This window comes from Motilimonas pumila, assembly GCF_003596335.1.
GTDB lineage: Bacteria > Pseudomonadota > Gammaproteobacteria > Enterobacterales > CBDFNC01 > Motilimonas > Motilimonas pumila.
The window spans coordinates 74,298-98,751 of sequence record NZ_QZCH01000001.1 but is presented as its reverse complement, the minus strand read 5'-3'; the positions used below and the strand labels follow the sequence as shown (position 1 = coordinate 98,751).

At 46.0% G+C, this 24,454-nt stretch carries 27 protein-coding genes; 14 read left to right on the top strand and 13 right to left on the bottom strand.

The genetic code is table 11. The features are described from left to right. The 8 genes from D1Z90_RS00535 (at window position 1) to dinB (ending at window position 6,927) form a co-directional block, all read left to right on the top strand. Entirely contained in the window at window positions 1-1,206 is a 1,206-nt protein-coding gene (locus D1Z90_RS00535) for an NADH:ubiquinone reductase (Na(+)-transporting) subunit B (RefSeq protein WP_119908804.1), read from the top strand. Continuing rightward, the gene (locus tag D1Z90_RS00530) at window positions 1,199-1,978 is read left to right on the top strand and encodes a Na(+)-translocating NADH-quinone reductase subunit C (protein ID WP_119908803.1); all 780 of its coding nucleotides are present in this window, start codon (window positions 1,199-1,201) and stop codon (window positions 1,976-1,978) included. Before D1Z90_RS00535 ends, D1Z90_RS00530 begins: the two co-directional genes overlap by 8 nt. Continuing rightward, a complete protein-coding gene (locus D1Z90_RS00525; RefSeq protein WP_119908802.1) occupies window positions 1,971-2,597 on the top strand; it encodes an NADH:ubiquinone reductase (Na(+)-transporting) subunit D in 627 nt (208 codons plus the stop codon). The genes D1Z90_RS00530 and D1Z90_RS00525 overlap by 8 nt, the downstream gene beginning before the upstream one ends. Next, window positions 2,597-3,205: an NADH:ubiquinone reductase (Na(+)-transporting) subunit E gene (gene nqrE / locus D1Z90_RS00520; RefSeq protein ID WP_119908801.1), complete on the top strand. Its 609-nt coding sequence runs from the start codon at window positions 2,597-2,599 to the stop codon at window positions 3,203-3,205. The genes D1Z90_RS00525 and nqrE overlap by 1 nt, the downstream gene beginning before the upstream one ends. Before the next feature lie 41 nt (window positions 3,206-3,246). Further along, window positions 3,247-4,470, top strand: coding sequence for an NADH:ubiquinone reductase (Na(+)-transporting) subunit F (nqrF, locus tag D1Z90_RS00515; protein ID WP_119908800.1), 1,224 nt, complete (start codon window positions 3,247-3,249; stop codon window positions 4,468-4,470). 6 nt (window positions 4,471-4,476) lie between these two features. Beyond that, window positions 4,477-5,505, top strand: a complete 1,029-nt coding sequence (locus D1Z90_RS00510; RefSeq protein ID WP_119908799.1) for an FAD:protein FMN transferase — start codon at window positions 4,477-4,479, stop codon at window positions 5,503-5,505. Further along, window positions 5,502-5,726 (top strand): (Na+)-NQR maturation NqrM, encoded by a 225-nt coding sequence (nqrM, locus tag D1Z90_RS00505; protein ID WP_119908798.1) that lies wholly within the window; start codon window positions 5,502-5,504, stop codon window positions 5,724-5,726. Before D1Z90_RS00510 ends, nqrM begins: the two co-directional genes overlap by 4 nt. Before the next feature lie 130 nt (window positions 5,727-5,856). After that, window positions 5,857-6,927: a DNA polymerase IV gene (gene dinB / locus D1Z90_RS00500; protein ID WP_119908797.1), complete on the top strand. Its 1,071-nt coding sequence runs from the start codon at window positions 5,857-5,859 to the stop codon at window positions 6,925-6,927. Here the strand turns inward: dinB and D1Z90_RS00495 are convergent. Beyond that, complete coding sequence (locus D1Z90_RS00495; RefSeq protein WP_119908796.1) at window positions 6,924-7,364, bottom strand: hypothetical protein; 441 nt, start codon at window positions 7,362-7,364, stop codon at window positions 6,924-6,926. The genes dinB and D1Z90_RS00495 overlap by 4 nt on opposite strands. 133 nt (window positions 7,365-7,497) lie before the next feature. After that, complete coding sequence (locus D1Z90_RS00490; protein WP_119908795.1) at window positions 7,498-8,985, bottom strand: aminoacyl-histidine dipeptidase; 1,488 nt, start codon at window positions 8,983-8,985, stop codon at window positions 7,498-7,500. Window positions 8,986-9,492: 507 nt separating this feature from the next. Between D1Z90_RS00490 and D1Z90_RS00485 the strand changes: the two genes are divergently transcribed. Both D1Z90_RS00485 and gpt read left to right on the top strand, forming a co-directional pair. Continuing rightward, on the top strand, window positions 9,493-10,785 hold the full coding sequence (locus tag D1Z90_RS00485; RefSeq protein ID WP_119908794.1) for an NCS2 family permease: 1,293 nt from the start codon (window positions 9,493-9,495) through the stop codon (window positions 10,783-10,785). Window positions 10,786-10,830: 45 nt separating this feature from the next. Continuing rightward, window positions 10,831-11,301 (top strand): xanthine phosphoribosyltransferase, encoded by a 471-nt coding sequence (gene gpt, locus D1Z90_RS00480; RefSeq protein WP_119908793.1) that lies wholly within the window; start codon window positions 10,831-10,833, stop codon window positions 11,299-11,301. Window positions 11,302-11,345: 44 nt separating this feature from the next. Here the strand turns inward: gpt and D1Z90_RS00475 are convergent, their stop codons facing one another. Next, entirely contained in the window at window positions 11,346-11,606 is a 261-nt protein-coding gene (locus tag D1Z90_RS00475; protein ID WP_119908792.1) for a hypothetical protein, read from the bottom strand. Between the two features lie 279 nt (window positions 11,607-11,885). On the opposite strand from D1Z90_RS00475, the gene frsA reads away from it, so the two are divergent. The 4 genes from frsA to D1Z90_RS00455 all read left to right on the top strand — a co-directional run bounded on the left by frsA (window position 11,886) and on the right by D1Z90_RS00455 (window position 15,264). After that, window positions 11,886-13,142 carry an esterase FrsA gene (gene frsA, locus D1Z90_RS00470; protein WP_119908791.1) on the top strand — a complete coding sequence of 419 codons (1,257 nt, stop codon included), beginning with the start codon at window positions 11,886-11,888 and terminating at the stop codon, window positions 13,140-13,142. A gap of 44 nt (window positions 13,143-13,186) precedes the next feature. Further along, window positions 13,187-13,588 carry a sigma factor-binding protein Crl gene (gene crl, locus D1Z90_RS00465; RefSeq protein ID WP_158587019.1) on the top strand — a complete coding sequence of 134 codons (402 nt, stop codon included), beginning with the start codon at window positions 13,187-13,189 and terminating at the stop codon, window positions 13,586-13,588. Between the two features lie 161 nt (window positions 13,589-13,749). Then, window positions 13,750-14,853 (top strand): glutamate 5-kinase, encoded by a 1,104-nt coding sequence (gene proB / locus D1Z90_RS00460; protein WP_119908789.1) that lies wholly within the window; start codon window positions 13,750-13,752, stop codon window positions 14,851-14,853. A 183-nt stretch (window positions 14,854-15,036) separates the two neighbouring features. Next, the gene (locus D1Z90_RS00455) at window positions 15,037-15,264 is read left to right on the top strand and encodes a hypothetical protein (RefSeq protein ID WP_119908788.1); all 228 of its coding nucleotides are present in this window, start codon (window positions 15,037-15,039) and stop codon (window positions 15,262-15,264) included. 38 nt (window positions 15,265-15,302) lie between these two features. Here the strand turns inward: D1Z90_RS00455 and lipA are convergent, their stop codons facing one another. The 10 genes from lipA to nadD form a co-directional block, all read right to left on the bottom strand. Further along, complete coding sequence (gene lipA / locus D1Z90_RS00450; RefSeq protein WP_119908787.1) at window positions 15,303-16,268, bottom strand: lipoyl synthase; 966 nt, start codon at window positions 16,266-16,268, stop codon at window positions 15,303-15,305. Between the two features lies 1 nt (window position 16,269). Next, the gene (gene lipB / locus D1Z90_RS00445) at window positions 16,270-16,908 is read right to left on the bottom strand and encodes a lipoyl(octanoyl) transferase LipB (protein ID WP_119909181.1); all 639 of its coding nucleotides are present in this window, start codon (window positions 16,906-16,908) and stop codon (window positions 16,270-16,272) included. A 20-nt stretch (window positions 16,909-16,928) separates the two neighbouring features. Then, the gene (gene ybeD / locus D1Z90_RS00440; protein ID WP_119908786.1) at window positions 16,929-17,198 is read right to left on the bottom strand and encodes a DUF493 family protein YbeD; all 270 of its coding nucleotides are present in this window, start codon (window positions 17,196-17,198) and stop codon (window positions 16,929-16,931) included. A 162-nt stretch (window positions 17,199-17,360) separates the two neighbouring features. Next, window positions 17,361-18,533 carry a serine hydrolase gene (locus tag D1Z90_RS00435; RefSeq protein WP_438941729.1) on the bottom strand — a complete coding sequence of 391 codons (1,173 nt, stop codon included), beginning with the start codon at window positions 18,531-18,533 and terminating at the stop codon, window positions 17,361-17,363. A gap of 297 nt (window positions 18,534-18,830) precedes the next feature. Beyond that, window positions 18,831-19,694, bottom strand: coding sequence for a septal ring lytic transglycosylase RlpA family protein (locus D1Z90_RS21890; protein ID WP_119908785.1), 864 nt, complete (start codon window positions 19,692-19,694; stop codon window positions 18,831-18,833). Window positions 19,695-19,896: 202 nt separating this feature from the next. Next, complete coding sequence (gene rodA / locus D1Z90_RS00425) at window positions 19,897-21,003, bottom strand: rod shape-determining protein RodA (protein ID WP_198419025.1); 1,107 nt, start codon at window positions 21,001-21,003, stop codon at window positions 19,897-19,899. Beyond that, window positions 21,000-22,940: a penicillin-binding protein 2 gene (gene mrdA / locus D1Z90_RS00420; protein ID WP_119908783.1), complete on the bottom strand. Its 1,941-nt coding sequence runs from the start codon at window positions 22,938-22,940 to the stop codon at window positions 21,000-21,002. The genes rodA and mrdA overlap by 4 nt, the downstream gene beginning before the upstream one ends. A gap of 2 nt (window positions 22,941-22,942) precedes the next feature. Then, the gene (gene rlmH / locus D1Z90_RS00415; protein ID WP_119908782.1) at window positions 22,943-23,413 is read right to left on the bottom strand and encodes a 23S rRNA (pseudouridine(1915)-N(3))-methyltransferase RlmH; all 471 of its coding nucleotides are present in this window, start codon (window positions 23,411-23,413) and stop codon (window positions 22,943-22,945) included. Beyond that, window positions 23,413-23,739, bottom strand: coding sequence for a ribosome silencing factor (gene rsfS, locus D1Z90_RS00410; protein WP_119908781.1), 327 nt, complete (start codon window positions 23,737-23,739; stop codon window positions 23,413-23,415). The genes rlmH and rsfS overlap by 1 nt, the downstream gene beginning before the upstream one ends. Window positions 23,740-23,797: 58 nt before the next feature. Then, a complete protein-coding gene (gene nadD / locus D1Z90_RS00405; protein WP_119908780.1) occupies window positions 23,798-24,451 on the bottom strand; it encodes a nicotinate-nucleotide adenylyltransferase in 654 nt (217 codons plus the stop codon). Window positions 24,452-24,454 lie beyond the last annotated feature (3 nt).

Here is a 24,454-nt window from a genome sequence, read left to right as displayed (position 1 = left end):
ATGTTAAAGAATTTTATTGAAAAAATTGAGCCTCATTTTGAACCTGGTGGTAAACATGAAAAGTGGTACGCGCTCTACGAAGCGGCAGCCACTTTCGCTTATACGCCTGGTTTTGTGAACAAAGGTCGTTCACACGTACGTGATGGCATTGACCTTAAGCGCATTATGATTTTTGTGTGGTTAGCCACGTTCCCAACCATGTTTTACGGTATGTATAACGTTGGTTTCCAAGCAAATGAAGCGATTGCAACAGGCGCAGGCACGGCAATTGAAGACTGGCGTATTGCTATCTTACAAATGCTGGGTGTGACCATGGGCGCAGACGCAGGCGTGTTTGCTAACATGCTATTCGGCGCTATGTACTTTCTGCCTATCTACGCGGTGACATTTGTCGTCGGTGGTTTTTGGGAAGTCATGTTTGCGATGGTGCGTAAACACGAAGTGAACGAAGGCTTCTTCGTTACCTCTGTACTGTTCGCCTTGATTGTGCCGGCATCTATCCCACTGTGGCAGGTTGCGTTAGGTATTACCTTTGGTGTGGTTATTGCCAAAGAAATCTTTGGTGGTACGGGACGTAACTTCTTAAACCCGGCGCTTGCTGGTCGTGCGTTCCTGTTCTTCGCGTATCCTTCAGACATCTCTGGAGATTCAGTGTGGACAGCCGTTGACGGCTTCTCTGGTGCTACATCTCTAAGCGTTGCATTCGCTGGTGGTATGGAAGCGGTAACGGCTCAACTAAGCTGGACAGATGCTTTCTTAGGCAAGATGCAAGGTTCTGTGGGTGAAGTTTCAACCTTGGCTATCTTACTCGGTGGCGCTTTCTTAATGGTTACCCGGATCGCCTCTTGGCGTATTGTTGCGGGTGTCATGATAGGCATGGCGGCAACAGCCTTTATCTTCAATGCGATTGGCTCTGACACTAACCCTATGTTTGAAGTGCCTTGGCACTGGCACCTAGTAATGGGTGGTTTTGCATTCGGTATGATGTTCATGGCAACCGACCCTGTATCGGCGTCTTTCACAGACCGCGGTAAGTGGATGTATGGTGCGCTGATTGGCATCATGGTTGTGCTGATTCGTGTTGTTAACCCTGCTTTCCCAGAAGGCATGATGTTAGCTATCCTGTTTGCTAACTTGTTTGCGCCTTTGTTCGACTACCTAGTAGTTCAAGGAAACATTAAGCGGAGATTAGCTCGTAATGTCTAGTAAAGAATCTTTAGGCAAAACGCTATCCGTTGTGGTAGGTGTATGTCTAGCTTGTTCTATTGTTGTATCCGTTGCTGCGGTAGGCCTTCGTCCTACTCAGCAAGCGAACGCACTATTAGATAAGCAAAAAAACATTTTGGCCGTTTCTGGAATAGAAATTGGCAACCAAAAAATGGCGGATGTGTTTGCTAAAAACATTGAAGCACGCGTGATTGATTTAGCGACCGGTGAATATTCAGACGCCGTGGATGCTAACAACTATGACCCGCTAGCAGCGGCGAAAGATCCTGCACAAAGCGTTAAGCTTACCCCTGAACAAGCATTTGCTGGCTTTTCAAGCCGTGAATCTTTGGGCTTGGTATACTTGGTTAAAAATGACCAAGGCGACCTAGAGCGAGTTATCGTTCCTGTTCGCGGTGCAGGTCTTTGGGCGATGATGTATGCATTTGTTGCAGTACAGCCAGATGGCAACACAGTTGATGGTATCACTTACTACCAGCACGGTGAGACTCCGGGTCTAGGTGGTGAAGTGGATAACCCAATGTGGAAAGCCTTATGGCCTGGCAAAAAGTTATTTGATGAGCAAGGTCAACCTGCTATCAAGATTGTTAAAGGTGGCGCTACGCAAGGTGATACCCATGGCGTAGACGGTCTTTCTGGTGCAACCCTAACCGGTGCTGGCATTCAGAAAACGTTTGACTTCTGGTTAAGCGAAGACGGCTACGGCACTTACCTTAAGAAACTAGGGAAAGGAGAGCTGAACAATGGCTAGTGATGTAAAAAAGGTCTTAACCAGTCCTATTATTGCTAACAACCCAATTGCTTTGCAGATCCTTGGGGTTTGTTCTGCGCTAGCGGTAACCAGTAAATTAGAAACGGCGTTCGTAATGACCCTTGCGGTAGTATTCGTAACGGCTTTTTCTAACTTATTTATCTCTATTATTCGTAACCACATTCCTGGCAGCGTACGTATTATCGTGCAAATGGCGATCATCGCCTCGCTGGTAATCGTGGTAGACCAAGTATTGAAAGCGGTGGCTTTTGAGCTGTCTAAGCAGTTATCTGTTTATGTTGGCTTGATCATTACCAACTGTATTGTAATGGGTCGCGCTGAAGCATACGCAATGAAGAGTGCGCCAGGCGCCAGCTTCATTGACGGTATTGGTAACGGCTTAGGTTACGGTTTCATTCTTGTCGCAGTAGGCGGTATCCGTGAGTTCTTTGGCTCAGGTGCGCTATTTGGTATTGAAATTATGCCATTGGTTTCTGCGGGCGGTTGGTATCAAAGTAACGGTTTATTACTGTTACCACCAAGTGCTTTCTTCATCATTGGATTATTGATCTGGGCTATCAGAACTTTCAATCCTGATCAGGTTGAGGAAAAAGAATAATGGAACATTATTTAAGTTTATTTGTACGCTCTATTTTCATTGAAAATATGGCGTTAGCTTTCTTCCTAGGTATGTGTACATTCCTAGCGGTTTCTAAGAAAGTCAAAACTGCTTTTGGTCTGGGTATTGCGGTTATCGTAGTACTGGCGATTGCAGTACCAGTAAACCAAGTGATTTACTTTAACTTGTTGGCTCCTGGCGCGCTTGAATGGGCAGGTCTAGGCGACGCAGACTTAAGTTTCTTAGGTTACATTACCTTTATCGGTGTCATCGCGGCACTGGTACAAATCCTTGAGATGGTTTTAGACAAATACTTCCCTGCGTTATACCAAGCGCTGGGCATCTTCTTACCCCTAATCACAGTAAACTGTGCCATTTTCGGTGGTGTGTCATTCATGGTTCAACGTGAATACAACATTACAGAAGCGTTTGTATATGGCGTAGGCAGTGGTGTGGGCTGGTTATTAGCCATCGTTGCGCTAGCCGGTATCCGTGAGAAAATGAAATACGCAGACGTACCAGCTGGCTTACGTGGTTTAGGTATTACCTTTATCACTTCAGGCTTGATGGCGCTAGGCTTTATGTCTTTCTCTGGTATTCAGTTGTAATTTAGGGCCGTTACACGGCCTTTAAAGCAAGGAAATTGTCGATGGAAATTATTCTCGGCGTTGTCATGTTCACAGTGATTGTTTTAGCCTTGGTATTTATTATACTGTCTGCTAAATCAAAGCTTGTGGCCTCTGGCGACATTACTATCTCGGTCAACGGTGACCCAGATAAATCAATTACCTGTGGCGCAGGTGGCAAGTTACTTGGTGCCCTCGCTAACTCAGGCATTTTTGTATCATCAGCTTGTGGTGGCGGTGGCTCTTGTGGTCAGTGTCGTGTGAAAGTAAAAGACGGCGGTGGCGACATCTTGCCGACTGAGCTTGACCATATTACCAAAGGTGAAGCGCGTGAAGGTGAGCGTTTAGCGTGTCAAGTGAACGTTAAACAAGACATGGACATTGAATTACCTGAAGAAATCTTCGGTGTAAAACAGTGGGAATGTACGGTTATCTCTAACGATAACAAAGCGACCTTTATCAAAGAGCTTAAGTTGCAAATTCCTGACGGTGAGTCGGTACCGTTCCGCGCCGGTGGTTACATCCAAATTGAAGCGCCTGCTCATCATGTTAAGTACAAAGACTTTGACATTGAAGAGCAATACCGCGGTGACTGGAATCACTTTGGCTTCTTTGACCTTGAGTCTAAAGTTGACGAAGAAACGATTCGTGCTTACTCAATGGCTAACTACCCAGAAGAGCACGGTATCATCATGTTGAACGTGCGTATCGCTACGCCGCCGCCAAATAACATGAGCCTGCCTTGTGGTAAGATGTCTTCATACATCTTTAGCCTAAAAGCGGGCGACAAGGTGACGATTTCTGGTCCATTTGGTGAGTTCTTTGCCAAAGACACTGATGCAGAAATGGTGTTTGTAGGTGGTGGTGCTGGTATGGCACCAATGCGTTCACACATCTTTGATCAGTTCCGTCGCTTGCACACTAACCGTAAGGTAAGTTTCTGGTACGGAGCGCGTTCTAAGCGTGAAATGTTCTACGTTGAAGACTTCGATTCAATCGCGTCAGAAAATGAAAACTTTGAATGGCATGTTGCCTTGAGTGATCCGCAACCTGAAGATAATTGGGACGGCTACACTGGCTTCATTCATAATGTGTTATATGAAAACTACCTGAAAGATCATGAAGCACCAGAAGATTGTGAGTACTACATGTGTGGTCCACCGGTCATGAACGCAGCCGTTATTGGCTTGCTTAAAGACCTAGGTGTCGAAGAAGAAAACATTCTATTGGATGACTTTGGTGGTTAATCACTGATGGTAAAAACCATAACACAATGGCTAGCCTTAATAGGGCTAGCCTTTTTTATTACTGCATGCAGTGAACATGAAGTGCCTGTTAAACCTTCTGTGGTGATTGAAGGGCAAACCATGGGCACTTATTACAAGATTAAGGTGGTTGGTGAGACGTTAACGGATGCCAAAGCCTTACAGCAAGAAGTGGATAAACGCTTAGAGCTGGTGAATGAGCAGATGTCGACTTACCGTTCTCACTCGGAATTATCACGCTTTAATCAAGCTGAGCAATCACTGACAGTGTCTGCCGATACCATCAAGGTAGTGCAAGAAGGTATTCGTTTAGCCAAGCTAACAGATGGCGCGTTAGACATCACTTTGGGACCTTTGGTTAACCTTTGGGGTTTTGGACCTGACGACAGACCCAATAAAATCCCATCTGAAATACAGATTGCTGAGCGAAAAAAAATCACAGGTGTTGAGCATTTAAGTGTTAATGGTTTAACCCTCAATAAAGCCATTGCCGAGCTTTATGTCGACTTATCTTCTATCGCCAAAGGTTATGGCGTGGATGTATTGGTGGATTACCTGGATGCCCTAGGTGAGCACAATTACTTGGTGGATGTGGGCGGAGAGCTAAGGGTGAAAGGCCTAAATGATAAAGGCTTACCTTGGCGGATTGCGATAGAAAAACCGGTTGATACTGAGCGAGCAATTCAACAAATTATCACCCCTGGAACCAATGCCATCGCTACATCAGGTGATTATCGCAATTACTATCAAGATAATGGGGTACGGTTCTCTCATATGATAAACCCTGCAACGGGAAAACCGATTAACCACAAGCTGGTATCTGTAACGGTGATCGACCCGTTTGCCATGACTGCTGATGGCTTGGCGACTGCTCTGATGGTGATGGGGCCTGAAATAGGGTATGATTTCGCTCGTGAGCAAGGCATTCCTGTTTTTATGATTACAAAAACCGAGACAGGTTTTAAAGAGCAATATACGCAACAATTTGAGCAATATTTGTTGCCGGAGGCAAAATGATTTACTTTATCGCCACATTTGTGGTCTTTTTATTGGTAATTGTCGCCATGTCGGTAGGCTATATCTTTCAAAAGAAAGCCGTCAGTGGCAGTTGTGGTGGTTTAGGCAGTATCGGCATCGACAAAGAGTGTGATTGCCCGGATCCTTGCGACAACCGCAAAAAGAAAATGGCAAAAGAAGCTGCCCGAGAAAAAATGCTAAATGAAAATCGCATTATCTAAACACAGCTAACATCGCCCTTAAAAAGGACTCTTATGAGCCCTTTTTTGCGTCTGTTATGCAAACATCTGTTGGCAGATTCGAATAAAATACTTATACTGTTTTTATGTACAGTGTAGGTGCTTGCTCAGTATGACTCGGAAAATTATTCATATCGATATGGATTGTTTTTATGCTGCCGTTGAAATGCGCGATAATCCATCCCTTAAAAATATTCCTATCGCAATCGGCGGTGCGGTAAGTCGTCGAGGGGTGATTGCTACCTGTAATTATCTAGCGCGGCAATTTGGGGTGAAAAGTGCGATGCCAACTCATCAAGCGCTGAAAGTATGCCCTGAGTTAACTTTAGTCCCCGGTCGTATGGCGTTATACAAAGAGATTTCTACGCAAATCCATCAGATCTTATTACGCTACAGCAACATTATTGAGCCGTTAAGCTTGGATGAAGCATATTTAGATGTCACTGACAGCAAGCTATTCTCTGGCTCCGCGACGTACATTGCACAAGATATCCGCCGAGCCATTGAACAAGAAATTGGCTTAACTGCATCTGCTGGCGTAGCGCCGGTGAAGTTTCTAGCCAAAATCGCATCGGACGAAAACAAACCGAACGGTTTATGCGTGATCCACCCCGGTGAAGTTGAAGCTTTTGTTGCCTCTATGCCACTGGGCAAAGTTCCTGGTGTAGGTAAAGTAACCGAGCAAAAGTTAGCCGATGACGGTCTGTTTACCGGTCGTGATATCTTGGCTTACCCAAAAGAACAGCTTCTCAGTCAATACGGCAAAATGGGAAGGGTATTACTAGAGCGTGCTCAAGGCATCGATAACCGCCCTGTGGTAACTGAGCGAGTTCGAAAATCCGTTGGCGTAGAGCGCACCTTGGTAAAAAACATCACCAGTGTAGAGCAGTGTGAACAAGTGCTTGCTCACCTCTATCAAGAATTAAATCGGCGAGTTGAACGGGCACAAGCCCAAGACCGCATTCGCTCGTTAGGCATTAAGGTAAAGTTCGCCGACTTTCAACTGCGATCTGCCGAGCAACAAACCGCGTATTTGGACGCCAGCTTAACCACGCCTTTATTACTGCAAATTTTGCAGCGTCACCAAGGCAAGGAAATCCGCTTATTGGGTTTGTCTGCCCATTTAGAAGAGCAAGCCCAAGCCAGACCTCAGCAACTTACCCTGTTAGACGCTTTGCATTAACGATTATCGAGTTGACCATCCGATTGCAAGCCGTCTCGGGCTGCTTCAGGTGAACTGGAAGCTTCATCACTATTGAATGCTTTTTGAGTTTCTTGCCAACCTGTGCTGCTGGCAACTTGTAAGTCTTGCCAAAATTCGCTGCTGGTTTCTTTGGTGGCTTGCCAAGCTTCAGCGCTGCCAGATTTGGTGGAGTCCCATGCATTGGCCGAGGTTTCTTTCGTTACATCCCAAGCGTCGGCGCTTTCTTCTTTGGTGACTTCCCAAGCATCGGCACTGGTGTCTTTTGTTGCCTCCCAAGCTTGCGCGCTGGTGTCTTTCGTCGTCTGCCATGCTTTGGCGCTGGCGGAACTAAAGTCGTCCCAAGCACTGGTCTCTGCAGCCGTAAAAGGCGAGATAAGTAGGGGGCAAAGCATGGTCCATTTGGCGATTGATTTCATCCTGATTACCTTCACAAAAAAGTAAGGGCAGCCATTGTAACCCACAATGGCGCGCACGCTAACTAGCCATTGGTGCTATTTTACTTGCTCACGTAAGCTTGAATCGTTGCAGTAATGGCATGTAAGCATTTACTTACTCGTTAACCGTTTTATTGTCATCATTTTTCGCTAGATCTTCCACTACCTGGGTTAACAGTTGCCAATAGCGCTGTACGCTCTCGATATGGACCTTTTCATCCGGAGAGTGAGGAAACTTAATTGTCGGGCCAAACGACACCATATCAAGGTTAGGGTATACGGCTTTAAATAAACCGCACTCAAGACCGGCGTGGATCACCATGGTGTTAGGTGTCTGATTATATAGGGTTTGATAACAAGCCTTGGTGAGCTGCATTAGCTTGGAGTTTGCGTTGGGCTCCCACCCAGGGTAAGCGCCGCTGCATGTGACTTTGGCGCCTGCTAACTCAAAGATACTGCTCAGGCTTTGGCTGATGTCTTCTCGGTCGATATCAGACAAAGATCTGGCTAAACAAAGTAGCGACAATTCTTGTTCGGTTTCGGTTATCACGCCTAAATTGGTTGAGCTGTGCACCACACCTTGCATACTTTGGCTCATTTTTACTAACCCGTTGATACAGCCTGAAATGGCGCGCATCACTTGATGGCTAAATGCCGGCGTATACATTTGATGAGCACCACCATGGTTATCTAGGGCAATGTGAATATTGGCGTCGGAGTCTGCGTATTGCAGGCTAATTTGTTCTTTAGCGCTATTTAAAGTATCAATCATTGCGCCGGATATTTCTGGGGCAAAGGTCAGTGTCATACTGGCTTCACGAGGTATCGCATTACGCAGGCTGCCGCCGCTTATTGCTGCCAAACTAAATTGGTTATGATCACACTGATTTAGTAAAGCAGTATAGAGTTGACCCAATAGCTTGTTGGCATTGGCTCGGCCTAAGTGAATGTCACACCCAGAGTGGCCGCCTTTTAGGCCGCTAATATTTACCAAAATGCTCTGCCAGTGTGCAGGGCAGGGCTGGGTTTGTTTTTGTAACGTGGCGCTAATGTCTACGCCGCCGGCGCAGCCCATAAATACATCGCCTTCTTCTTCTGAGTCGGTATTAATCAAGTACTGGGCAGATAATACTCCGGCTTGTAAACCAAACGCGCCGCTCATTCCGGCCTCTTCATCTGCGGTGAGCAACACTTCCAGCGGGCCGTGTGTGACGTCCTTACTGGCAAGCAAAGCCAAACAAGAAGCCATGCCAATGCCGTTATCTGCACCTAAGGTGGTATCTTTCGCCCTGACCCAGTCGCCGTCGATATAAGGCTGGATAGGATCTTGGGTAAAGTCATGGTCTATGCCGCTATTTTTTTGTGGCACCATGTCTAAATGGGCTTGCAAGGCTACGGTGGCGGCTTGTTCAAAGCCTGGCGTTGCCGGTTTTTTAATGATCAGGTTGCCGGCGCTGTCTTCAGTAAAGCTGAGTTGCTCTGCACTTGCCCATTTTGTGATAACGGCTTTTAGGGCGGCTTCATGTTTAGAGGGGTGTGGAATGCTGCAAATCGTTTCAAACCATTGCCACAATGGTCGAGGTTGAAGAGATGATAAAGACATGGTGAGACCTTAAATAAGAAGAATATGCCTTTATACTAAATCAGATAGCTCATAATCAAAATAAAATGCGACTCAACGGGTCTCAAATAGCGGGTTAATGGACTCACCTTGGTGGCCTTTTGCCTTTATTGGACCTGATGAAACTCTATGTCATCTATTGGCCAGATATATCTTCAGCAGCGGTAAACCTCATCTCACCTTCGGCTGTCGAGGTGACCGTCGAACAAATCTCATTTCATTGTCAAAGTTATCAATTCAAAAATCGAAAAATCAGGACGTTAGCTAAAAAAGTGGCTACTTTTAGATAATCAAGAAGATCTAGCCAGTGAAAAACGTTGTAAATTACGTGTTAACGCGGTTTATGGTGGTTTTTTACTCGTTTTAGTTATTTTCTGATAAATATCATGGTTAATTTTGCTTCACACTTTATAATGCGCGCCTTTATCAAGATTAGCCCCATTTTAAGTCAAAGGACTTAGGCTTTTAACAACCCAGTTGGACACACACATGTTAGAAAAACTCTTTAAATTGCAGGAAAACAAATCCAATGTCCGCAATGAAGTAGTAGCGGGTATTACTACCTTTTTAACAATGGCTTACATCATCTTTGTAAACCCATCTATGCTTTCGAGCACCGGCATGGATCAAGGTGCGGTGTTTGTGGCTACTTGTTTAGCCGCTGCCATTGGCTGTTTTATCATGGGCTTTTACGCTAATTACCCAGTGGCCCTCGCGCCAGGCATGGGATTAAATGCGTTTTTCGCATTTGTAGTCGTTGGCGACATGGGATATAGCTGGCAGGTGGCTCTTGGCGCTGTTTTCTTATCTGGTGTGTGTTTTGTGGCGTTAAGCCTGTTTAAAATTCGTGAATGGATTATCAACAGTATTCCGCAAGCGCTGCGCACGGGTATTGCTGCCGGTATCGGGTTATTCCTTGGCCTGATAGCGTTGAAAAACGCGGGTATCGTTGTAGCTAACCCTGCCACGCTAGTGTCTATGGGTGACATTACGCAGCAATCTACTTTGTTTGCGTTTGTGGGCTTTTTCTTAATTATTGCGCTGGCACACTTTCGCGTGAAAGGCGGCGTGATGATCGCTATTTTAGCGGTGACATTATTGGGGTTGTTATTTGGTGATGTTGAATACCAAGGCATAGTGTCTATGCCACCGTCTGTGGCGCCTACCTTCCTTGAGTTAGATATTAAGGGCGCGTTTGAAATCAGTATGATCAGCGTGATCTTTGCTTTCTTATTTGTTGACCTATTTGACACTTCGGGCACCATGATTGCGGTGGCTGACAAAGCGAAATTGCTTGATGAAAAGGGTAACTTGCCGCGTTTAAACAAAGCACTATTAGCCGACAGTGGCGCGTCTATCGCAGGGGCGGCAATGGGTACTTCAACCACTACCAGCTACATTGAGAGCATCAGTGGTGTGGCAGAAGGCGGTCGCACTGGCTTAACCGCCGTGGTAGTAGGTTGTATGTTCTTATTATGCCTCTTTTTCTCGCCTTTAGCTGGCATGGTACCGGGTTATGCTACAGCGGGTGCGCTATTTTATGTGGCTATCTTAATGATGTCTGGGCTGGCAAAAATTGATTGGCACGATATTACTGAAGCCGCGCCTGTGGTGGTGGTTACCGTATTGATGCCGTTAACATTTTCTATCGCGGACGGTATTGCCCTTGGTTTTATTGCCTATGCTTTAACTAAGTCAATGACGGGTAAATTTCATCAGCTAAGCAGCAGTGTGCTGGTATTGGCTATCTTGTTTGCGGTTAAGTTTGCATTCCATTTTTAACAGCGTTGTTTAAGTTGGCGCTTTGTATATATTTTTGAGGTCGTTATGGGTAAAAAATTCTATGTTTCTTGGGAACTTGAGCAACGCGAGTCACGCCGCTTAGCACGCAAACTATTGCCTGCTGATCAATGGCAAGGCATTATCGCGGTGAGCCGAGGTGGCTTGGTACCTGCAGCAGTGTTAGCACGTGAATTAGGTATCCGTAATGTAGATACCTTATGCATTGCAAGTTACACCCATGACCAACAAAAAGAGTTGAAGGTGATTAAAGGGGTGAACCCTGAGTGTGGTGACGGTGAAGGCTATATTGTAGTCGACGACTTGGTTGATACCGGCGGGACCGCTAAGGTGATTCGCGAGCTGCTGCCTAAAGCGCGTTTTGTCACAGTATTTGCTAAGCCTGCCGCTAAGCACCTAGTGGATGACTTTATCACTGAAATTCCACAAGACACTTGGATTGAGCAACCTTGGGACATGACCCTAAGCTACACCAAACCTTTGGTGGATGAGCAATAAAACGGGTAAAAAGGCGCTGACTTCAGCGCCTTTTTTATGCTTTGCTAGGCGACGGTTATGCCGGCCTTCTGGGCTTGCGTAAATAAAACTTCCATACACTTACCTTCACCGTAGTAGTTAAATGCTGCTTCATTGACGTCGCCGCATAACCCTTCATTGTGACCACAGTTTTGCTTTTCAATCGCCATATCTTGGGTGAAGCATTGTACTGTGAATGTTCGTTTCTTTCGTTTGTTCAATAAGTCGACCCACACCAGGCCAAACTGGGGATTTAGATCGAAATTGATAATCTTGGTGTGCTGCATATGCTCCCTCATGTTTTGAAATTTTGTCGTATATTTCAAAAATATGAGACTGAAGAAAACGGGCGTAATTCATCAAATACTTCTTTATGGTTGAATCTAAACCAAGTCCCTATTTTTATTGATGAATTAAAGCGTTGAATATTTAATCACTTGCTGTGTTTTGAGTAAGAAATGGCCAGTGTGCGAGCTGATTTAGATCATTAGATATGCATACTCGCCTGAATAAGTGCCATTATGCGGGTATACTTTTAGTCATCTGAAGACATTGAATGCGGCGCTATGGCTCAAGAAAATTTATCCGAAGTATTGTTTAAACCCCAATTTAATTACCCTGAAACCTCGTGTGTAGTGAACGGTCACAGCGGCGACGCGGGCGCGGCTGTGGGTGAGTTAATGGATAACGATAATACCCCTGGCTGGTATCGTTTATTAAGGCGGGCGCAATGGGCTTGGCAGGGGGCTGATCCTATCTTGGTAGAATCAACCCTGGCTAAAATTGCGATTTCAACCCAACAACGCTCGAACGATGCTTTACTGGATACCGTAAGCGACTACAAACCCGGCAACTGGGTATATGAATGGATGCAGCCTGCGGCTAAGCTTCACCATGAGGCGAAAGCCGCCCTTGAACAAGAAGATTTTACCGCAGCCCGTAAAGCGTTTTATCTTGCCTCTCAGTACTACGCGATTTCAGGTTATCCTCATTTAAAAGGGGATGAGCTGGCAGTGCAAGCGCAGGCGCTGGCGAACGTGTGTTATCGCGAAGCGGGCAAGTTGCTTAAGTGCCCACTAAAAGTCATTGAAGTGCCGTTTCAAGGGAAAACGATTCAGTGTTACTTACACTTGGCGCAAATCGAAGAAGTGTCACCTGTGGTGGTCGTATGTGGCAGCGTTGATGTGATGCAATTAGAGTACTACACCTTGTTTGAAAAGCACCTAGAGCCTGCTGGCATGGCAATGTTGACGGTGGACATACCTGGCGGCGGTTATGCCAGCCATTACCGTTTAGACCAAGACAGCACTAAGGTAATGCAAGCTGTGGTGCAGCATTTGAAAAAGGTCCCTTGGATAGATCATGACAGAGTAGCGCTACTTGGAGGACGTTTGGGAGCCAATTTGGTAACTCGTTTAGCTTACCTTGAACCTTTTAGCATCAAAGCCGCGGTCAGTTTAGGCGGCGCGGTCGACCAAGTGTTTATTGACGAAAAAAGGTTTCGTTTGTTACCGCAAATGTTACTGGACGCCATTGCCAGCCGCATGGAAATTCGCAGTGATGATAAAGCTGTGATGTACCAATTTTGCAAAATTTACTCTTTGTCGATGCAAGGTTTGTTGGGGCGCAGTAAAACCAAGGTCCCTATTTTGAGCATAGGTCACAAGCAAGATGTGATTTGTCCAGAGTCTGATATTCGTAAAGTGGCCAACGGCAGTTTTAGCGGTGAAACCATCATAATTGATAAACCACCCATTTTTACTTCTTATTATCGGGCGCTGGATCAGGCTGCTGAGTGGTTAAAGTTGCACCTAATGAAATAATACGATATTTGTATAGGACACTTATGTCATGGAGACGAGATCATATGTCAGAAAGCGTTTTTCCACCCCGAGGTAGATTGAGAAAAAAATTCACCGATATCGGCCCTTACTTTCGCATTGATCAAAGCAATGATGAGCAGTTCTTCTTTGATTGTCTTGCTGTTTGTGCCAGCACAAAAGCTGAGCCTGAGCAGCGCGAGTTTTATGGCTGGTGGTTAATGTTAACTAAAACCGAAGACGGTTTTCATTACCACTACCAATACGGTTTTTATAACCAAGCAGGTGAATGGGAAGTGAAGGCCATTCCTAAAAAGCATCAAGCAGAAACCACGCGTTCGCTGCATGTATTTTATGAGAAAATTACCGGTTTGGTTGAGTCTACGTTTGAATTAAAAGTGAGCCCTGCTGCGAATTTAGACAGCGAACTAGTTCTGTCTGCCGCGTAAGTCTTTACTTCTTCTCCTACTTTATCACTCAAACCGCTCGTTTGTGTGTTGCCGTTACGTTATGCAGCTGATATCAGCCATTATATGGATGTTTCAGTTGCATAAACTTGTTATTATTACGTCATCTTTATTAGCGGCCACACGGCCTTATTGTCGTAATCATGTCGAAACAAACAATTGTTGTAAAATTGGGTACCAGCGTATTAACGGCTGGAACGTCAAAGCTAGACCGTGCACACATGGTGGAGTTGGTCAGACAGTGTGCTGCGCTGCATAAAGCCGGCCATCAAGTCATTATCGTAACATCTGGCGCCGTTGCGGCAGGTCGTGAGCACTTAGCCATCCCCAATTTGGCGACAACCGTCGCGAACAAGCAAATGTTAGCCGCTGTAGGTCAGAGTCAGTTACTGTTAACTTGGGAAAACCTATTTAATATCTATGACTTACACGTAGGTCAAATGCTGCTGACGCGAGCTGATTTAGACGACAGAGAGCGTTTTTTAAACGCACGCGACACCATGCGTGCGCTGCTAAAGCACCGTATTATTCCTATCGTTAACGAAAATGACGCGGTGGCTACCTCAGAAATCAAAGTGGGTGATAACGATAACTTATCTGCCTTGGCGGCGATTTTAGGCGAAGCCAACTTATTGTTGCTACTGACGGACCAATCCGGTTTGTTTACTGCAGACCCTCGAAATAATCCTGATGCGAAACTGATATCTCAAGTGTCAGAAATTACCGATGAAATAAAAGCCCTTGCCGGCGACAGTATTTCAGGTTTAGGCACAGGTGGCATGGCTACAAAATTACAAGCTGCGGATATTGCCACGCGAGCGGGTATTGAAGTTGTAATTGCTGCGGGGCAAGAAGACTTAGTGATTAAACGAGTCGTAGAAGGCGAGGCCATAGGCACTCGATTCTTATCGAAGAAAACACCGTTAGAACACCGTAAGCAGTGGATCTTAGCCGGTCCACCTCCTGCAGGGCAAATCGCCATCGACGAAGGCGCCCAGCGTGCTGTTGTGGAAAAAAGCAGCAGCTTGTTGCCTAAAGGGATCAGCCATGTATACGGAGAGTTCTCACGGGGCGAGGTGATCTTAGTGCAAGACAGCAATAGCAGAGTCATTGCCCGCGGCATCACTCGCTATTCCAGTGCTGAAATACAAGCCATCAAAGGATTACATTCGGATCAAATAGAAGCCACGCTGGGTTATGCTTACGGCTCTGTAGCTATTCACCGAGATGACTTAGTGACCTTTTAAGGAACATCTTACTTTGATCTTGTTAAGCCTGCCGAGTGCAGGCTTTTTTATTTTAGACATATTATGTCTTTATTTTTTGTTCGCTTAGTGTTATATCTAAAATAGTTATCAAGAGTTGTATTGCTTTCATAAATGAAAGACCTTGCCGATTACATACTAAGCACGCAAAGATGGAGGTGTTGAGTGGTATTATTGCAACGAGTTGGCGCCTGTTTACTGGCATTTACTGGCCTTAGCTTATTACTTTGGAGCTCAGTCTTGGCTTTAGGCATTTTTGTCACCGTGTTTGCCGTTGTTTGGCTAGCGACGACTTTTTTCAACAACCCTACAGGCTATCGGCATATTCGGGACTGTAGCGTTGACGTTGATGACAGTGTTATTTGCGCAGGTGATGGCGGCGGCGAGGGTTAGCAAATCAACTTAGAACGCTGATTTGCTAACGATATTTACTAGGTGATTTCTTTACCTTGAGCTTGCAAATCGGCGTGGTAAGAAGAGCGCACAAATGGCCCACAGGCCGCGTGGGTAAAGCCCACTTGTTTGGCGATGTCGCCAAGCTCATCAAACTCAGCAGGCGGTACGTATCGTTCAACCGCTAAATGGTTACGACTTGGCTGCAGGTATTGTCCTAGCGTTAACATGGTTACACCATGCTCACTTAGGTCGCGAATGACTTCAGCAATTTCGTCATTGCTTTCACCTAGGCCCATCATCAAGCCAGATTTGGTCGGCACGTTTGGATGCATGGCTTTAAATTTCTGTAATAAAGTCAGTGACCATTTATAGTCTGCACCTGGGCGTACTTTCTTGTATAAACGCGGTGCCGTTTCTAAGTTATGGTTGAACACGTCTGGCGGCGTATCTTTTAAAATTTCTAGTGCTTTATCCATGCGGCCTTTGAAGTCGGGCACCAGAATTTCTATTTTAATTCCCGGGTTCAACAGGCGGATCTCACGAATACAATCAGCAAAGTGTTGCGCGCCGCCATCTCTAAGATCGTCACGGTCAACGGAAGTGATCACCACGTATTTAAGCTTCATGTCTTTGATGGTTTGCGCCAGTTTTTTCGGCTCTGCGGCGTCGGGCGTTAATGGCCGGCCATGGGCTACATCACAGAAGGGGCAACGGCGGGTACAAATTGCGCCTAAGATCATAAAGGTTGCCGTGCCATGGTTGAAACATTCTGACAAGTTAGGGCAAGAAGCTTCCTCACACACTGAGTGCAAGTTGTTTTTACGCATGGCATCTTTAATCTCTTGGATGCGGGCGCTGGAGCTTGGCAGCTTAATCTTCATCCAGTCAGGCTTTTTCAGCATGGTGGCTTTTTCAGATGGCACGACTTTAACCGGGATCAGCGAAACCTTGTCAGCATCTCTTAACTTCACACCTGCTTGCGGTTTAGAAACTTTACTCATGTTATGGCGTTGTCCATTCTATATTTGTGTAACTTAACGATTGGCTTAAGGCTAAAACCAATTGTTTTGCAATATCTTCACTGTCTGCGTGGTCGGCAAGGTCGGTGACTTGGGTCATTTCAAGACCGGCGTAACCACAAGGATTAATGCGCAGAAACGGCGCCAAATCCATATCAATATTCAGGGCCAAGCCATGAAATGAGCAGCCCTTACGGATCCTAAGACCTAACGAGGCGATTTTTTTTCCGTCAACATACACCCCTGGTGCATCAGGCTTGGCGTAGGCCTCTATTTGGTACTGCCCTAGTACAGAGATGATGGCTTGCTCGATGAAGGTGACTAAATCGCGTACCCCAAATGCTTTGCGCTTAATATTGACAAGCACGTACAGGACTTGTTGTCCTGGACCGTGGTAAGTCACTTGACCACCACGATCGGAAGCAACCACAGGTATGTCGCCTGGCACTAAAACATGCTCAGCTTTACCCGCGCTACCTTGGGTGAAAACTGGAGGATGCTGCACCAGCCAAAACTCGTCAAGGCTAGTTTCTGTTCGATTGTCGGTGAAAGCCTGCATGGCCTGCCACACGCTTTCATAGTCGGTTTGTGGCCATTGCTTGACGAGCAAGTGCTGCACTATACTGCTGTTGCCTTGCACCTTTATAACACGCCTTTTACGATATCAATGTCGCCAAGTGCAGTGTAAAGGGTTTCAATATGTTCTTTGCTGGTGACCGTGACGCGAATTGAAACAGAGTGATAATTGCCTTTACTGCTAGGCTTGATAGTAGGCGTGTAATCGCCAGGAGCGTGCTCTTGCACGACGGCGACGACTAAATCTGGCAGTCTCTCATCGGCTAAGCCAAGTACCTTAAATGGAAAATCACAAGGAAAATCAAGGTATTCATCAAATTTGGTATTTAAAGCCATGTCATATCACTTCTTGTTACTGATTGCGCAAGGGGGCATTTTACCTTAGCTGAAGCGAGAGGTATATCGCAAATTTGGCCTTTCGAAATAAATCCAAGGCAAAAAAAAGCCCCATGATCATGAGGCTTTTTATGACAAAAGTAATGTTTAAGGGAAGTCGGATTAACCAATCCAGCGCTTAATCAACAATTGGAAGTAGTCCATGAGGCGGCTAAACCAACTGCCTTCGTTCACTTCATTTAAGGTAACCAAAGGAAACTCAGCCAGTTGTTCGCCATCTACTTCATAAAATACCTTGCCGACCACCGCGCCTTTAGCAAGCGGTGCTTCTAACTCCGTTTCAAGCACAAAGTTAGCTTTTAGGTTTTTCGCTGCGCCACGAGGAATAGTGATAGGCGTGCTTTCTTGTACGCCTAAATCAACAAACTCTACGTCTCCCATCCAAATCCGCTCAGAGGCAAGCTTGTCGCCGGCGTTATATGGTGTAAGCGTTTCAAAAAAGCGAAAACCCCAGTTAAGTAATTTTTTGCTCTCCGCTTTACGGGCCTGCTCGCTATTGGTCCCCATGACCACTGCAATTAGTCGCATGCCGTCTTTGGTTGCTGAAGATACTAAGCTGTATCCAGCGTCACTGGTATGACCGGTTTTAATACCGTCAACGTTGAGGCTTTTATCCCATAGCAAAGAGTTACGGTTGTATTGAGTAATGTTATTGTAAGTGAACGATTTTTCTTTGTAGATGGCGTACTCTTCTGGCACGTCTCTGATCATCGCCGAAGCTAAGATTGCCATGTCGCGTGGCGAGGTGTTGTGGTCACTTGAGTGTAAGCCGTGGCTGTTGACAAAGTGAGTATTGTTCATGCCTAACTGTTTTGCCCACGAGTTCATTAAATCTGCAAAAGCGTCTTCGCTACCGGCTATGTGCTCTGCCATTGCCACACATGCATCGTTACCTGATTGAATGATAATGCCGCGGTTAAGATCTGCTACTGAGACGGTTTTACCGACTTCAATGAACATCTTCGATGAGTCAGGGAAATTTTTTGCCCACGCATTTTCACTGATAACCACTTGGTCATCGAGAGAGATATTACCGGCGTTGACCTCTTGACCTATCACATAGCTGGTCATCATTTTGGTCAAACTAGCAGGCGGGATCGGCACGTCTTCATTTTTGCCTGTGAGGATCTTACCTGAATCGAAATCCATCAATAGGTAGCCATTAGCGGCAATCACTGGGGAATTAGGAATTACTTTAGGGGCAGCGCTGACGCTAAAGCTGAGAAATACACAGACCAGTAAAGATTTGCTTAGCAGTTTTGACATCAAAATCATTATCTCTTAATTGGGTGAAAGCTAACGTGAACCAGCATAAATGCTGGTTTTGCTAGCATTTACTGAGGTTTCATTATATCTATTTTGTTTAGAAACGAAATATGCCAGCGCTTTATATTGCAAATAAGGCCTGCTGGCGATAACAAAATGAAGCTTAATTCACTTTCGTTGCTTTAAATCTCGCCACATCGTTACCTAGAAAACAGACCATAAACACAGGCCAGCGTTCAATTTTTTATTCAAGTTAGTAAGCATTAATCTTACAGCCGAGTAATTATTTGGCTCAACGTATACGGGTTAAGACTGCGGCGTTATTGCCTGCGTGATGACAAACGCAGACGGGTAAGCGCCCGCTTTTAACTGATTAAATAACTGAAATGTTTTCGGTTGGTCAGTTAAAGGGCCAATTCTTAAGCGATAAATGGCTTTGTCCGCAACAATCACGGTGGGCACTTGGTAGGTTTGTTCAAGTTGTTTGGCAAGGGTTTCCAGCTTGGCTTTGTTACTGCCTGCAACCACTTGAATCAAGTATTCGTTGGCGGGCAGTAAGGCCTGCTGGGGATTGGCTTTGTTATAGTTAGGGTTTATCAGTTCCACTTCCACCTTAGCGGTGCCACTGTGGACCATGCCTATTTTGTCTGCAGCGGCGTAAGACAAGTCAATTATACGGCCGCCGTGGAAGGGACCTCTGTCGTTGACTCGCACGATGACCGATTTCTGGTTGGCAAGGTTGGTCACTTTGACATAGCTAGGTAAAGGCAAGTTTTTATGAGCTGCGCTCATCGAATACATGTCATACCTTTCCCCGTTAGAGGTCAGATGACCATGAAACTTATTGCCATACCATGAGGCGTGGCCGACTTCTTTGTATGCTGCTTTATCTTTCCAAACGTGATAACGCTGGCCTCGCACCGTGTAAGACTTATTGCCTTTTGCCGAATATGGCTCATAACGAGGCTCAGGCTCTTCCACGGTTGATAAGTCTGGGATTTGAGTGGGAGCATGGTCTTGGCTAATGCTGTAACGAGAGCTTGATGGCACCGTCGATGTGTCGGCTTTGTTGTCTGTTGCGCTTGAGTCTGTGGCATTTTGGCTACAGGCGGTTAATAAACTGGCGGCTATTAAAACCGCTGCTATTGGATATGAAATCGCTTTTAACATGAAACTTTATTGCCTAATCAACATCGGCCTAGTCATAGTGCGAGGCCGTTAAGTGCATTAACTATAGACACCATTTACTGCTTTGGTGTCTGTTTTATATACGCTTAATGTTTCATCCATGAAAACAGCGAAAGTAAAAAAGTGACAGTGGGTAAATCGGGAGAATATCCCCTATTTTCCTCACTCTCGTTGCTTGTGGGTGCTAATTCGATAACAAGCGTTTATGAGTGTGAATTGACATCAAAATGCCAAACCCTGCCATCAAGGTCACCATAGAGGTACCGCCATAACTTATCAAGGGTAAAGGCACGCCGACTACGGGTAATAAGCCGCTGACCATGCCGATGTTAACAAAAACATAGACAAAGAAAGTCAAGGTGATGCTGCCAGCAACTAAACGGCTAAAGGCACTTTGACCTTTACTGGCAATCAACAAGCCTCGGCTTATCACAAATAGGTAAATCATAAAGAGCAAGGCAATGCCAATTAGACCAAATTCTTCAGATAATACCGCGAAGATGAAGTCAGTATGTCGCTCGGGTAAAAAATCGAGCTGCGATTGGGTACCTTGCATCCAACCCTTACCAAATAAGCCACCTGAACCAATCGCAATTTTTGATTGAATGATGTGGTAGCCCGAGCCCAGTGGGTCAGTTTCTGGGTTGAGAAATGTCAGCACTCGTTGCCGCTGGTAATCATGCATCAAGAAAAACCACAATACCGGGGCAAAGGCGCAACCGGATGCGATGGCAAACGTGATCAATTTCCAGCTTACACCGGCCAGAAAAATGGCAAAAATACCCGAAGCAGAAACCAATAGAGAGGTACCGAGATCGGGCTGTTTGGCGATCATTAACGTTGGCGTCAAAATGATGATAAAAGCGATAAAAGTATGCTTCATACTCGGAGGCAAGCTTTTGTTACCTAGGTAAGCGGCTACCATCAGCGGCATGGCCAGCTTCATAATTTCTGACGGCTGAAACATGAAAAATCCGAGGTTGAGCCAGCGCTGCGCTCCTTTACCCACGTGCCCGACCAAAAGCACGGCCACTAATAGCCCGCAGCCGACAAGGAAAATAGGCAAAGCCCAGCGTTCATAGAAGTTGGGCGATATTTGTGCCAACACAAACATCACCACAAGGGCAAGGCCCAAACGAATGACCTGACGTATCAGCAAGCCCGTGTCTTGGCCTCCGGCAGAATAAAGTACAACTAAGCTCAATACCATAAGGGCCAGCAAGCCAAGCAGTAAAGGCAAGTCGATATGCAGCTTGTACCAGATGCTGTTTTCGTGTTTACGTTCCATTATTCCTCGGCTGAATCAGGGTGAGGTGGCATGATATCCAGTTGTTCTTGGCTTAATTGCAAAGGCGCTGCAGCGTCATGCAGTAAAAACTTGTCATCAAAATATTTGTCGAACATGGCTCTTGCCACTGGCGCGGCGTGGGAGCTACCGCCGCCGGCATTTTCTACCACGATAGAAGTGATCACTTCCGGCTTCTCAAACGGAGCATAAGCCACAAACATGGCGTTATCCCTGTGATGTTCGGCAATTTTTTCAGGATCGTACTCTTCGTCTTCTTTCATATTAATGACTTGAGCCGTGCCAGATTTGCCCGCTGCCACGTAACGAGTATCTTTAAAAGCCTTACGCGCGGTACCGGTTTGCTTGTTGATCACGCCATACATGCCGTCAAGGGCGACTTGCCAGTCGGCTTCATTTTTAAGTTTAATGGGCGCTTTACGATCGGGCGGCACGTCTAAAAAGCCAGAGTCTGAACGAATCGATTTCAATAACCTTGGCACTATGATGTCACCGCGACGAGCTAAAATCGCGGTGGCTTGTGCTAATTGTACCGGCGTTGAAGTCCAGTAACCTTGGCCGATACCAATGGAGATAGTGTCACCTTGGTACCAAGGTTGATTGAACCGCGCGCGCTTCCAACCTCGTGAGGGCATGATGGCAGCAGTTTCTTCTGAAATATCAATGCCACTGTAATCACCAAATCCAAATTTACTCATGAAGTCACTGATTTTATCGATGCCGACTTGGTAAGCCATTTCGTAAAAGTAGGTATCACAACTTTGTTCAATGGCATGGTAAACGTCGACCCAACCATGGCCCCAGCGCTTCCAGTCGCGAAAGCGTTTGCTGGTGTTTGGAATTTGCCACCAACCTGGGTCCCATATTTTCTTTTGCGGTGTGATAGCACCTTCATTCAGGCCAAGTAACGCCATTTGCGGTTTGATGGTTGACGCGGGAGGGTAGCGTCCTTGTGTCGCCCGGTTGATCAATGGTCTGCTTTTTGACTGTAACAGCTTGTTGTATTCTTTACTGCTGATGCCATGAACGAATAAGTTGGGGTCATAACTCGGGCTTGAGATCATCGCCAGTACTCCGCCATCTTTGGCGTCAAGCATGACCACTGAACCGCGGCGTCCATCTAACAGCTTTTGCGCTTTAATTTGTAAACGAATGTCCAAGTTGAGATAGATGTCTTTGCCAGGCTCTGGCGGCACAAATTTAAGAGTGCGAATGATTTTACCGCGGTTGTTGACTTCTACTTCTTGGTAGCCTGGTTTACCGTGCAGCATATCTTCGTAGAAGCGCTCTATTCCTTGCTTGCCGATGTCATGGGTTGCGGCGTATTCTGCCGTTTTATCTTGTTTAGCAAGGCGCTCTACGTCGCGACTATTGATTTTGGCCACATAACCTAAGGTGTGAGTGAGGGTATCGCCGAATGGATAAAATCGTTTTAGCCTGGCTTCAATAGTTACGCCTTGGTACTTGTGCTGGTTGACGCTAAATAATGCAGCTTGCTCTTGAGTAAGGCGAGGCACCAGTGCAACGGGCTTAAAACGGCGTTGGCGTTTTTTTTGTTTGTAGAAATTGTCTATTCGGTTTTGATCTAGGCTCAATAAATTGGCCAACTCAATGACGGTGTCGTCTAGGTTATCAATCTTTTCAGTGGCCAGCTCTAAGCTAAATACAGGACGATTTTCGGCCAGTAACACGCCATTTCGATCATAAATAAGGCCGCGGTTTGGTGCCACGGGTAACACGTTGATTCGGTTGTCGTTAGAGCGGGTTTTGTAAATTTGAAACGATTCAACTTGAAGATAATGCAAGTTGTATAGCAGCACAGCCAATAACGACACGACGATAAATAAACTGACCACAACACGGCGGGCAAACAATCGTGATTCCGCGCTGTGGTCTCGCATGGCGATACTGGGTTTTGCCATGATTACTCTCTGTGGTAAGGGTGATTAGCCGTGACGCTCCAAGCTCGGTATAAAGACTCGGCCACTATCACACGTACTAAAGGGTGAGGCAAGGTTAAGGCTGACAACGACCATTTTTGCTCAGAGGCTTGAATGCATGAAGGGGCCAAGCCTTCTGGGCCGCCAATCAGTAAGCTGACATCACGGCCATCAAGCTTCCACTTATCGAGCTGTTTAGCCAGTTGTGGCGTGTCCCAAGGCCGTCCGGTCACTTCCAAAGTCACAATGCGGTTGCCTTTAGGGATCGCGGCAAGGGTTAACTCACCTTCTTTATGAAGAATACGTTTAATGTCGGCATTTTTACCGCGCTTTCCCGCGGCAATTTCAACCAGCTCAAGAGGCATGTCATGGGGAAAACGGCGCGCATATTCTTGATAACCACGCTCTACCCAATCGGGCATTTTACAGCCCACCGCCAACAGCTGGATTTTCATTAAACTTCTTCACTCCACAGTTTCTCTAATTGGTAGAAATCCCGTGTTTCATCTTGCATAACGTGCACGATCACGTCGCCTAGGTCGACCAACACCCATTCACCGGTATCATTACCCTCAATGCCAAGGGGCTTTTTACCCGCACGTTTCGCTTCTAGGGCTACATTTTCAGCGATTGAAATAACATGGCGCTTGGAGTTACCTGAACACACGATCAAGTAATCTGTCATATTGGATTTGCTTGAAACATCCAAAACCACCAAATCACGGCCTTTCATGTCTTCTATTTTATCGATCGCAAAGCTGCGTAATTCATCTGCTTGCAAAGGTCTTTTCCTCACCTGTTGTTTAAGCGGGTTATTCTAGCACGAAGCATACAGGGTATTAAGCTTCGAGATTAAGATATAGTTTATTTTGCTTTATATACTCGATCACGTTATCAGGCAAGAGGTAACGTGGGCTTTGCCCTTGTATTATTTGCTGCCGAATGTGGCTGGAGCTGATTTCGAGTTCGGTACTTTCCAAAAAGAAAATACGGCCATTGCGCGTACGCAGTAATGGCTCAATATCAGTGCTTTCGTGCTGCGCCAAAAATTGCGCTAAAGGCGCAGGGTAGTCGGTATTGCAGCCCGGTCGACGGCACACTAATAAATGACAATACGCCAGTAATTCTTGCCATCGGTGCCAACTTTGAATGTTGAGCAGTGAATCCATGCCAATGACAAAAACAATGGCCGCCTGAGGCTGGTGTTGACGTAAATGCTGCAAAGTCTGCACGCTGTAGTTTGGTTGTGGTAATTGTGCTTCTAGCGTACTTAAGGTTAACTCAGGATGAGCAGCAATCGCCAATTCTACCATGTTACAACGGTGCGCAAAGCTCACCTGTTGCTGCGCTTTATGGGGCGGTGTTTGGTTTGGCAGCAGCATTACCTGAGCGTCAAGTGCTTGCTGCACCTCAGTAGCTAGGCGTAAATGGCCAAAGTGGATCGGGTCAAAGGTGCCACCTAAAAAAGCGATGATGGACTGAGCTTGGCGCATAAG